Here is a 7,512-nt window from a genome sequence, read left to right as displayed (position 1 = left end):
GGCCGTCCGGATCCCGGGAGATGACGACCATGGTGGGGTTGAGCGTGGAGACCTCGACGTCGTCGAAGGACCACACGAACCTCAGCGGGGTGGCGGTCTTGGCCATGGACAACTCGCCGTTCTTCATCCGGAACGCCGAGCGGGTGTAGTGCGCGGACTGCCGGGAGTTGCGGTTCTTGAACCGCGGGTACTTGGCGCGGCCGGCGAAGAAGTTCGCGAACGCCGCATGCTGATGCCGCAGCGTCTGCTGCAGCGGAACCGACGACACCTCCGACAAGAACGCCAGGTCCTCGGTCTTCTTCCATCCGGTCAAAGCGGCGTCGGTCTGCTTGTAGGAGGTCTTCTCGCCCCGCTGGTGGTAGGCCGTGTGGCGTTCGGTGAGGGTTTTGTTCCATACCAGGCGCACACAGCCGAACGTGCGGCTGAACACTGCCGCTTGTTCGGGGTCCGGGTAGGCCCGGCACTTGTACGCCGTCCGCATGACCGACACCTTACAACTGTCGCGCTCCCATGTAAGTCGAATGACCGAACGTCGGCGGACTCCGTTCTCAGGCCGTCCCGGCTACGCCGGGCCGCTCCTGACGGAGTCCGGATTCCTCCCCGGCCTGAAGGCCGGGGCATCCTCCGGAGGACTAGGTGAAGCGCCGAGCGATGTTTGCGGTGACCGGAACGACGCTGCTGATGTCCACGGGATGCGGTCTGTTCGGCTCGTCGTCCTCGCCGGCCACGGTCACCATCACGCCGGCCAACGGCGCGGCCGACAGCCGTCCCGACCAGCCGATCGTCGTCAAGGCGGCCAAGGGAAGGCTGCGAGACGTCACCGTTCGGGCCGTCGGCGGGCAGGTCGGCGGAACGTTCGACAAGGGCCATCTCCAGTGGACGTCGGCCGGGACGCTCAAGCCCGCGACGAAGTACACGGTCACCGCGACCGCGAAGAACTCCAGCGGTAGGACCACCACGGCGAACAGCGCCTTCCAGACGCTCACCCCGAAGCGGACGTTCGGCATCGCCGACATCACGCCCATGCCCGGCGAGACCGTCGGCGTCGGCATGCCGCTCATCGTCAAGTTCAGCGACCCTGTCTACAACAAGGCGAACGTCGAACGCGCCCTGCGGGTCACCTCGTCCAAGTCCGCGGAGGGCGCCTGGCGGTGGTACGGCGACCAGGAGGCCGTCTACCGCACCAAGGACTACTGGCAGCCGCACCAGACCGTGACGTTCACCGCCCGCCTGACCGGCGTTCGCGGTGCCAAGGACACCTACGGGACCAAGGACTACAGCCGTGCGTTCACGATCGGCGCCTCCCACATCAGCACCGTCGACGTGAAGGCGCACCGGATGACCGTCACGGTCGACGGCCGGACCGCCGAGACCGCCCCGATCAGCGCGGGCAAGGGCGGCGCGCGCAAGTACACCACCACGAACGGCGTCCACGCCGTCATGGGCAAGCAGAGCCCGGTCACCATGACGTCGGGCTGGATGGGCGTCACCGACAAAAGTGATGCGAACTACTACAGCTTGACCGTCTACCAGGCCGTGCAGATCTCCTCCAGCGGCGAGTACGTCCACTCCGCTCCCTGGTCGACCGGGTCGCAGGGCCGGGAGAACGTCAGCCACGGATGCGTGAACGCCCCGCCCTCCTTCGCCAAGTGGTTCTACGGCCTCTCGAACCGCGGGGACATCGTCAAGGTCACCGGCACCGACCGCGAGCTCGAACCGGACAACGGCTACGGCTACTGGCAGCTGTCGTGGGCCGACTGGCGCAAGGGCAGCGCCCTCCACTGACGGCGCCGAGCCTCGACACCGCCGACCGGGACGGTCGGCACGCGGGTGAGGGTGATCCGCAGCATTGACAGCGGTGACAGCCGATCGTAATCTCAGCGAGAGCCCACTGTTAGTAAAGTTTATTAAAGAAAGGACGTCGGTGATCTGAGGGCTCCTGCACCCCCACGATGGCGCAAAGGCCGCAGTTGCCCACCGTCGAGTAGGCAACGGCAGGCCACGGCACCGGTGGCCATCACCATTCTCAGCGTTGGCCACCCCCACCGCTGAAGGATCCCTGTGCTCAGAAAATTCGTGAAACGCTCCCTCGCCGTGCTCTTCGGCGTCACGGTCGCGGCCTCCATCGGCGTCGCCGGCAGCCCTGCCGGCAGTGCCGTCACCAGGCAAGCCGCCACCCCGTTCAAGGTGCTCGCCTTCTACAGCGGCACGTGGGACGCCGCCCACATCGACTTCGACAAAGAGGCCAAGGAATGGTTCCCCGCGGCCGGCGCCCAATACGGTTTCACCTGGGAGGCGACGACGGACTGGAGCCGCCTCAGCTCCGCGGGCCTGTCGCAGTACAAGGTCATCATGTTCCTGGACGACGCCCCGCCCGCGAGCCAGCGCGCCGCGTTCCAGACCTACATGCAGAACGGCGGGGCCTGGATGGGCTTCCACGTCAGCGCGTTCACCACCGACCCCGACTCGTGGAGCTGGTACTACAACACCTTCCTGGGCTCGGGCGCGTTCGAGACGAACACCTGGGGGCCGACCGCCGAGACCCTGAAGATCGAGGATCAGGGCCACCCGTCCACGGCGGGACTGCCCGCGACCATCCAGTCCTCGGTGAGCGAGTGGTACTCGTGGAGCCGCGACCTGCGGCAGAACCCCGACATCGACATCCTGGCGTCGATCGACGCCTCCAGCTTCCCGGTCGGCACCGACCCGAACCAGCAGTGGCACAGCGGCTACTACCCGATCATGTGGACCAACAAGAAGTACAAAATGCTGTACGCCAACTTCGGCCACAATGACATGGACTACTCCACCAACACGCGCAAATCGTCGACCTTCGCGAGTGCCCAGCAGAACCAGTGGCTGATCAACGGCCTGCTCTCGCTGGCCGGCGCGGACGGCACCACGCCTCCCACGACAGAGCCGAGCCCGACGGCGTGGTACTCCGTCGTCAACAAGGGCAGCGGCAAGTGCGTCGACGCCCGCTCGGCCGGCACGGCCGACGGCACCGCGATCCAGCAGTACACCTGCAACGCCACCAACGCTCAGCAGTACCAGTTCGCGCCGACCAGCGGGAACTTTGTCCGCGTCAACAACCGCGGCAACAGCGCCCAGGTACTTGACGTGACCAACGTGTCGACCGCCGACAACGCTCCGATCCAGACCTGGACGTACGGTGGCGGCAACAACCAGCAGTGGCAGCCGGTGTCCGAGGGGGGCGGCTACTACCACTTCGTCAACCGCAACAGCGGCAAGTGCCTCGACGTCCCCGCCGCGTCGACCGCCGACGGAGTCCAACTCGTCCAGTACACGTGCAACGGCACGGCCGCCCAGTCCTACCGGTTGGCCGCACAGAGTTGAGGATTTCCCGGTGGTATCCAGGGAGACCCGCTCGAGGCGTCAGCGCTGCGTGGCACTCAGTCTGGCGCTTCGGCGGTCTGGAACCGCCGGATGAGCGGGTCGTGACCCGTCGTCGCGCAGCCGCCCGTGCTGACCCGCCGCCGTGCCCCGGCCGCACACGGTGACCTGCGGCTCCGGCCCGCGTCTGACGCGCGCGAACGGCGCGGGCCTGGCAGGATGGGCCCGTGCTGGACGTCGTGGGATGGGTTCACGTGTCGCAGGGGCGGCTGCTGGCCGTACGCGCCCGGTCGCGCGACCGGCTCTACCTGCCCGGCGGCAAGCGGGAGCCGGGGGAGGACGACTGGACCGCGCTGTCCCGCGAGGTGCGCGAGGAGCTCGGCGTCCGGCTCGACCGGCACACCTTCCGCCCGATCGGCGTCGTCGAGGCGCCCGCGCACGACCAGCCGCCGGGCACCCGTGTGCGGATGGCCTGCTACACCGCCGACTACGAGGGCGACCTGTCCGCCACCGGTGAGGTCGACGAGTGGCTCTACGTCGACCCGGCCGACCATCACCTGCTCGCCCCGGCGGTGCGGGCCGCGCTGGAGCTGGTGCCTTGAAGGTGAGCGTGGTGGTGCCGGTGTTCAACACCGGCGAGCACCTGTCCCGGTGCGTCGAGTCGCTCCTCGGCCAGACGCTCGACGACTATGAGGTGATCTTCGCCGACGACGGGTCGAGCGACGGCACGGAGACGCGCCTCGACGAGCTGGCCGCCGAGCACGACCGCGTCCGGGTGATCCACCTGCCGCCCAGCGGCGGTCCCGGTGGCCCGCGCAACGTCGGCATCGACGCGGCCCGCGGCGACTACGTCTACTTCCTCGACGACGACGACTGGCTCGGCCCCGAGGCGCTCGAGCGCATGCACGCGATGGCGGTCCGCAACGAGGCCGACATCGTGATCGGCAAGATGGTCGGGCACGGCCGTACGGTGCCCCGCGCCATGTTCCGGCAGTCCCGCGACCGGGCCGACGTGCTGAAGGACGCGCTGTACGGCATCCTCACGCCGCACAAGTTGTTCCGCCGGTCGTTCCTCGACGCGCACCGGATTCGGTTCCCCGAAGGGTCGGTGCGGCTTGAGGACCACCGTTTCGTCCTCAAGGCGTACTTCCGCGCCGGCACGATCTCGGTGCTCGCCGACTACCCGTGCTGCCACTGGGTGCGGCGCCCTGGCAGCTATTCCCGCAACCGGCCGGACCCGGCGCACTACTACGGCGCGCTGCGGGAGGTCCTCGACATCGTCGACGGGCACGTCGAGCCCGGTCCGGACCGCGAGCGCTACTACGCGCACTGGTACCGCGGGAAGATCCTCAAGCGGCTCGGGGAGAAGAGCTTCCTGGAGGCACCGCCGGACTACCGCCGCGCCGTGTACGACGAGGCCCGGCGGGTGGTGGTCGAGCGCTTCGGCGAGAGCGTCGACCTCCGGCTTCCGTTCCGGATGCGCGTCCGCGCCGCGCTGCTGCGCGCCGACGCCCACGACGACCTGTTCCGGCTGGTCGAGGCCGAACGCGGCGTCACGGTCGCGACCACCCTGGACGGCCTGCGCTGGGACGACGACCGGCTGGTCGTGCGCTTCACCGCCCGGCTCGTCTACGCGGACGGCACGCCGCTGACCGCCCGTGACGGCCGGTGGGAGCCGCCCGTGCCCCTGCCGATCCCCGCCGACATGCTCGACGTCACCGGCGAGGGCCGCCGTCTCGACCTCTACGTCCGGCGCCGGGAGGATTCGGCCGACCACCCGCTGCCGGTGACGGTCGAGTCGTCCGGGGTGTTCGCGATGTCCGGCGAGGCCGTGATCGATCCGGCCGCCGACCCGGCGCTCAGGCCCGGCGCCTGGGACTTCGTCGCCCGGCTGGACGCCGGCGGCTGGATCGCCGAGCGACGCCTGGAGGGCGGCGGCGTGAAGATCGCCCGCCGGGGTCTGCTGGTCCCGTACCGCACCGACAACGGCAGGCTCAGCGTCCGCGTCCTGGCGTCCGAGGGCGAGCGCGTCAGAACGAACGGCCCGCTGCTGCGGCGTGCGATCAAGAAGATCCCCGGCGCCCGCCGGGCCGTACGCCGCATGCGCGCCTGATCTGGTGCGATTCCGGCGCACCGCGCCCCGCGCTGTTGTATCGTCTCCGGGCCGGAGGTGATCATGACGAGATCGGTGCGAGTGTTCGGAGTGGCCGGGGCGATGGCCGCCCTGCTGCTGAGCGGGGCCTGCTCGGGCGACAAGCCCAAGGCCGCCGCGGCCGAATCGGGGAAGGTCGTGACGACCCAGATCGTCCTGCTGAAGAAGTACGACGCCGCGTCGGGAGCCCTGGAGTACCAGGGCACCAAGAAGGTCCAGGAGCCCGACGAGGCCATCGAGCCGACCGGGCCCGTCCAGACCGCCACCGTCGCGAAGAACGCCACCGTGCTCAGCGCGGTCAACATCTGCTCCGGCGAGGACGCGACCGTGGATGAGAAGACCGGTGTCGGCACCAAGCCCTGCACGCTGCAGCAGCTCGAAACGGCCATCAAGGGCGGCGACCAGGTCGACGCCTACCTGACCATGAAGGGCCGCACGGTGACCAAGGTCGCCGAGGCCTACCACCCCTGAACCGGCGGCCGCCGTCGCGCCGCCACGGCGCGACGGCCGGGGCTCCTGTCCGCGCCGCGCGGTCAGACGGTGACGGGCTGCAATTTGAGCCCCAGGGAGGCGAACTGCTCGGCCGGGCGGTGGTAGCCCCGCTCGATGTGGTGCACGCCGCGCAGGGTCGACGGGCCGTCGGCCACGGACGCCGCCAGGACGGCCGAGAACCCGGCTCGTACGTCGGGCATGGTGACGTCGGCGCCGGTCAGCTTCGACACGCCCCGCACGACCGCCGAGTGCACCGAGTTGCTGTCGTGGAACCGGCAGGCGGGGCCGCCGAGGCAGGCGTTGAAGACCTCGATCTCGCAGCCCATCTTCTTCAGCGCAGGGACGTACACGAGGCGGTTCTCGAACACGGTCTCGTGCAGCACCGACATGCCCTCGGCCTGCGTGAACAGCACCATGAGCGGCTGCTGCCAGTCCGTCATGTAGCCCGGGTGCGTGTCGGTGTGCACGGCGGCCGGACGCAGCCCGTCCGGTGCCGACGCGGTGATCCACTCGTCGGTGATCTCGAAGCGGGCGCCCATCCGGGCCAGCGTCGTGATCGCGGTGACGAGGCGGTCCTGCGCGCAGCCGTGCACGCGGACCTCGCCGCGCGTGATGAGCCCGGCGACGAGGTAGGAGAACGCCTCCAGGCGGTCCCCGGCGAGCCGCGTCGACGCGCCCTTCAGCCTGTCGACGCCCTCGATGACGATGCGGCGGTCGGGGCTGAGCTCGATCTGCGCGCCCATGCGCTGCAGGAACAGGGCCAGCTCGACGACCTCGGGCTCCATGGCCGCGCCGCGCAGCACCGTCTTGCCCTCGGCCAGCACCGCGGTCATCAGCACGGTCTCGGTGGCGCCGACGCTGGGGTAGGGCAGGTCGATGCGGGCGCCGTACAGACGGCTCGCGCGGGCCGCGATGCCCGTCTCTCCGACCTCCACCTCCGCGCCCATGGCCCGCAGCGCGTCGACGTGGAAGTCGACGGGACGGCGGCCGATGGGGTCACCGCCCACGAGGGGGACGAACGCCTCTCCGGCGAGGTGGAGCAGCGGGCCGACCATGAGGATCGGAATGCGGTTGAGCCCGGTGAACGCCCTGGGCACGCGCGGCTCGGTCACCGCTCCGGGGGCGACCGTGATGTCGGGACCCTGGCGTTCGACCGTGTGCCCGAGGGCCTCCAGCATCGCGCCGGTGATCTCCACGTCACCCACCTCGGGGGCGTTGCGGATCGTGCTCTCGCCGTCCCCGAGCATCGCCGCGACCATGTGCTTCGTCACGGCGTTCTTCGACCCGCGCACGTGGATGTCGCCGCGCAGCGGACCCGAGGGTTCTACCTTCCATGCCTCTTCAGCCACGCGGACCACTGTACGGGTGAAACGCAGGAGGCATCGACGCCGCGCGCCGTGGCCCCGCGAGATGACCCGTCCCGTACGGGGCCGCGCCGGACGGCCTGCGCACCCGCCTGGAAGCGGTTGTCCGCGCCGAGCAGGTGCAGCAGGACGGGGTCCATCGCCTGCGGC

General features: G+C 69.8%; 7 protein-coding genes. 5 read left to right on the top strand and 2 right to left on the bottom strand.

What is annotated here, in order from left to right; all coding sequences use genetic code 11:
* The coding region (locus tag NE236_RS42255; protein WP_252847960.1) for an RNA-guided endonuclease InsQ/TnpB family protein at positions 1–481 on the bottom strand (481 nt) is incomplete at its 3' end.
* A 179-nt stretch (positions 482–660) separates the two neighbouring features.
* On the opposite strand from NE236_RS42255, the gene NE236_RS42250 reads away from it, so the two are divergent.
* The 5 genes from NE236_RS42250 (at position 661) to NE236_RS42230 (ending at position 5,977) form a co-directional block, all read left to right on the top strand.
* On the top strand, positions 661–1,785 hold the full coding sequence (locus tag NE236_RS42250; protein WP_252847959.1) for a L,D-transpeptidase: 1,125 nt from the start codon (positions 661–663) through the stop codon (positions 1,783–1,785).
* Positions 1,786–2,061: 276 nt separating this feature from the next.
* The gene (locus tag NE236_RS44855) at positions 2,062–3,357 is read left to right on the top strand and encodes an RICIN domain-containing protein (RefSeq protein ID WP_252847958.1); all 1,296 of its coding nucleotides are present in this window, start codon (positions 2,062–2,064) and stop codon (positions 3,355–3,357) included.
* Positions 3,358–3,581: 224 nt separating this feature from the next.
* Complete coding sequence (locus NE236_RS42240; RefSeq protein ID WP_252847957.1) at positions 3,582–3,956, top strand: NUDIX hydrolase; 375 nt, start codon at positions 3,582–3,584, stop codon at positions 3,954–3,956.
* Between the two features lie 2 nt (positions 3,957–3,958).
* On the top strand, positions 3,959–5,467 hold the full coding sequence (locus NE236_RS42235; protein WP_252847961.1) for a glycosyltransferase family 2 protein: 1,509 nt from the start codon (positions 3,959–3,961) through the stop codon (positions 5,465–5,467).
* 63 nt (positions 5,468–5,530) lie between these two features.
* A complete protein-coding gene (locus tag NE236_RS42230; RefSeq protein ID WP_252847956.1) occupies positions 5,531–5,977 on the top strand; it encodes a hypothetical protein in 447 nt (148 codons plus the stop codon).
* 62 nt (positions 5,978–6,039) lie between these two features.
* Here NE236_RS42230 and murA read toward each other — a convergent pair whose 3' ends face one another.
* Positions 6,040–7,347, bottom strand: coding sequence for a UDP-N-acetylglucosamine 1-carboxyvinyltransferase (gene murA, locus NE236_RS42225; protein WP_252847955.1), 1,308 nt, complete (start codon positions 7,345–7,347; stop codon positions 6,040–6,042).
* Between the last annotated feature and the right edge of the window lie 165 nt (positions 7,348–7,512).

Source organism: Actinoallomurus purpureus (assembly GCF_024055795.1).
GTDB classification, from domain to species: Bacteria; Actinomycetota; Actinomycetes; order Streptosporangiales; family Streptosporangiaceae; genus Actinoallomurus; species Actinoallomurus purpureus.
This window is presented reverse-complemented; position numbering and strand designations above follow the sequence as displayed.

Coding starts and splice junctions, on each gene's coding strand:
- NE236_RS42230 (WP_252847956.1), top strand. CDS start 5,531: ATGACGAGATCGGTGCGAGTGTTCGGAGTGGCCGGGGCGATGGCCGCC.